3 protein-coding genes are annotated in these 3,468 nt (G+C 51.2%); 2 read left to right on the forward strand and 1 reads right to left on the reverse strand.

The annotated features are described in order from the left end of the window. On the forward strand, window positions 1-564 hold a 564-nt coding region (locus JIN78_RS16515; RefSeq protein WP_234038052.1), incomplete at its 5' end, for a hypothetical protein. Between the two features lies 1 nt (window position 565). Further along, window positions 566-1,315, forward strand: a complete 750-nt coding sequence (locus tag JIN78_RS16520) for a hypothetical protein (protein ID WP_200393102.1) — start codon at window positions 566-568, stop codon at window positions 1,313-1,315. A 521-nt stretch (window positions 1,316-1,836) separates the two neighbouring features. Here JIN78_RS16520 and JIN78_RS16525 read toward each other — a convergent pair. Then, window positions 1,837-3,321, reverse strand: coding sequence for an IS110 family transposase (locus JIN78_RS16525; RefSeq protein ID WP_200393103.1), 1,485 nt, complete (start codon window positions 3,319-3,321; stop codon window positions 1,837-1,839). Window positions 3,322-3,468 lie beyond the last annotated feature (147 nt).

A 3,468-nucleotide genomic window follows, 5' to 3' on the forward strand; every position in this document is an offset into this window, starting at 1 on the left:
TGGCCAAGTAGAGACCCTATTGAAGAACGGGGAGGGGAGAACCTGTATGGGTTTGTGTATAACGACTGTAATGGCTGGATTGATCGGTTAGGCCGAGAGCCAGTGAAGGCAGGTGGAGAACCTTCCCTTGGTAAACCAATATCAGGCAAAAAGCCGGGAAATTGCACGAGCACAGCGACAGCACCAACCACGGGGCAACATGACCAACCATTTAATCCAACCCCGGAAGATATGGATAACATTGGCTGCAAAAAGGTTAAAGAAGATTCAGACTGCGAAAAATGTGAATACAAAGTTATCGTTTACCTTCCGAAAGGAGAGCCGCCAGTAAAAAACGGCAAAGACGGCGGTAATTATCATGTAATTGGAGAGAATTCAAAAGGGTGCAAAAAAAATGGGTTTTACGTGCATCAACCAGGACTAGGGAATCCAGTATTTGCTGGAAAGGATCCAGATGAAATGGCTCAGGCTTACTACAATCTTTTAGCGAAACAGAAAGGCGAAAAGGCACCCGAGGAGCTTGAGGAGACTCATTATTGCTGTCCCGACAAAACAAAGAAATGACATGATTAAATTGATAGGTCTTTTGTTCTTTTTGGTTATGCAGGCGAGTATAGCTAAATGTAGCGATATTGATTTTTCCTTGCAGGCTCTTAAGCTTGAGGCTTTCTCAAGAGAGTTTAAGTCCTTAGAGAGCGAGAAAAGCCGGGATGAAGTTAACAGGTCATTAATTGGGCATTTATTGCTTCGAGGTGATGATAATGATTTTATTTTAATAAATAAATACATTGAAATAAACCAAGTAAGTGTCGAAAGTTACCCGTTTTTAACGAGGTCTGGTCGGCGTTATGACTTAAAGAGTATTGCTTTAGAAGATTATGTAAGCAAATTAGAGTCTAAAAACCCGAAACTAAAAGAGCTGCAGAGGGTTATTGATCATAGAGCGGAAACGGTTTTTTCTAGTAAAAATCCAACCATAGGGCTAACTCCCAAAGAAGTTTCGACTCTTGAGGATTTAAGTTTTTTGGGTAATGTTCAGGCTTCTAGTGAAGCTCTTAGCCTGTGGGCTTTGTGTAAGCGTGAAACTTGTTTTCGATACTACGATAATGAAGTTTATTCTAGGGTGTTTCGCGCTTCCAACAATCTCGATGAGAAGGGTATGGATGATGATAGGTTAATGAAGAAAATATCCCAAAAGATCATTTCGACAGATTTAATTGAGATCATGGATAAGGTCAGAAAACTGAACAAAGATGGTAAGGCGACGGGGTCAGCAACTGTCTTTCTGAAAAAAGATCAAGCGAGTGAGGATTGAGTTTGGTTTTGTTGTTGTAAGGGAAGGCAGACGGGGTCAGTAGTATCAGATAGTTTCAAGGGCTTTTTTTGATTTTTTGAGAAGTTTGTTCGAGGGCGTAAAGAGCTGGGCCGAATCGAGGGTTTCGATTTTGCCGACTCGCTTTGAGACTTTGAGTGGCGAGCCTTTTGGCGACTGAGTGGAACGGTGACGAAGCGGGTGGTGGCAACCACCGGTCTTGTCGATTTGAGGAAGTTTTAGGGAACGTTCTTCCTCTGCGACGGTGCCCTCGTGTTCCTGGCTGACAGGTGTGACGAGCCCTCGACTGGGGCGTCGGGGCGGAGTATCTTTGGGCCATGGTCCGACCTGCTTTTGATTGGCAGGTCGAATCGAGGGCGACCGGTTGGTTTGGCATACAGACCCAAGCCGTCACTGTGAGGTGCGGCATCCGTGAAAGAGCCATCCGGTCGCCCCGTCTCCGTTTTTTTGCTGAGGTGCTTTTTTTGCGAGCCGACTCAAAATCGATTTCTGTGAAAAATTCGTTAGAGGGTTTCGGGCAGGTGGATCCCGTGGACTTCTTTGAGGACGCGTCGCCAGGCCCCGATGGGATGGTCTTCGTCGAGGAGGAGCTGACGGTGTCCGGGAATGGCTCGCCATTTTTGTTGGAGGACGGTCCAGGTTTGTTGCGCGGAGGCGGCCAGTTGAGCTGAATCGGGATTTTGGGCTCGGCCTTCGGGGCTGAGATAGGGAATCACATTGAGGACGAGGGTGCGGACAAGGCGAAGGTAACGCCGGGCTCCAGCGAAGATGCCGTGTTGGCCGTTGGCGTTCCATTGTTTGATGCGGTCTTTGAGTTCGGGTGGGCCGTAGAGTTGGATTTTTTGTGAGCTTTGGACGGTCCAGTCTTTGAGGATGTGGTTACAGCGAGGGGAGGGGTGGGATTGGAGGGCCGCAGAGTCTGGGCCACCACTTTGATGAGTGCGGGGGACGATGCCGGCATAGGCGCAGAGGGAGTCGAGTTTGCGCAGTTGGCTGGGTTCGCCGAGTTCACCAGCGAGGCCGGAAGCGAGGACGAAGCCGATGCCGGGGATGCTGGTGAGGAGGGCGTAGGGGGTGGTGGCGAGGGTGAGGGCGGCTTGGATTTTGAGTTCGTGCGCGTTGCGGTCGAGGCATTGGTAGAGGTCGACGGTGGCGGTGAGGGAGCGCTGGAGGGAGGGGGTGCGATGAGGTTGGGGAGGGAGGGCTTTTTGGGCGAGGGTGATGAGTTGGGAGGCAGTTTCTTCGGGGTGGTGAACGAGGTGGGTGCGGAGAGTTTTGGTAAGGGCGCTTGGGCGTCGCCGGGCAATTTCGGGTGCGCTGAAGCGGTCTTTCATGAGGAAGAGGGAGGCGTTGGTGAAGGGGGTGAGGCTGGATTTGGAGAGGTCGAGAAAGCCGGGGAAAAGTTGATCGGCGAGCGCGTGGATGCGGTTGGAAGCGGCGGTTTTTTGACGGACCAGGCTGCGCCTGGTGCGGTTGAGTTCGCGGAGTTCGGCGTAGACGGGGTTGGTTGTTTGGCTTGTGCTGGTGTTTTGAGCGCGCCGGGCGAGGAGGGTTTTGGCAATGCCGAGAAGGTCGAGGGAGTCGGTGCTGGCAAGGAGGTTTTCGCGGCTTTCCTTGGCTTCGTAGGCATTGACCCGGAGGACGAGGTATCCTTCTTTGCGGAGAGCGGCGGTGAAGTTGGCGACGTAGCTGGCCTCGTCTTCGCCACCGAGGAAGATTTGGTCTTTGGGTATTTTTCGTCTTTGTGCGGTGGCTGTGATTTGCTCGATGAGAAAGGCGATTCCGGCAGAATTGTTGTCGACTGGGAAAGGAGCCTTGAGGACATCTCCGTTGCCGTCGCAGATGAGAGCAAGGTGTTTCTGTTTGGCGTAATCGAGAGCGACGCAAAGGACTTTTCGCGGGTGGGAAGCCTTGTGGAAAATGGCTCGGATGAGGGTGTTTTGGTTGCGATAGACCGAGGGTTGATGGGAATTGGCGTTTGCTTTCATGGCAATCAAGAATGCCATAGACAGGCAAGTTCGAGCTGCCGCCGAAGCAGTCTGAGGTGCGGTAATTTCTTGGACCACGCCTTAACCAAATGAAGACTGAAGCCATGAAAGGCCGTAAGCGTTATACCAAGGAATTCAAAACCCAGG

Source organism: Roseibacillus ishigakijimensis (assembly GCF_016595415.1).
In the GTDB taxonomy this organism is placed as follows: Bacteria; Verrucomicrobiota; Verrucomicrobiia; order Verrucomicrobiales; family Akkermansiaceae; genus Roseibacillus; species Roseibacillus ishigakijimensis.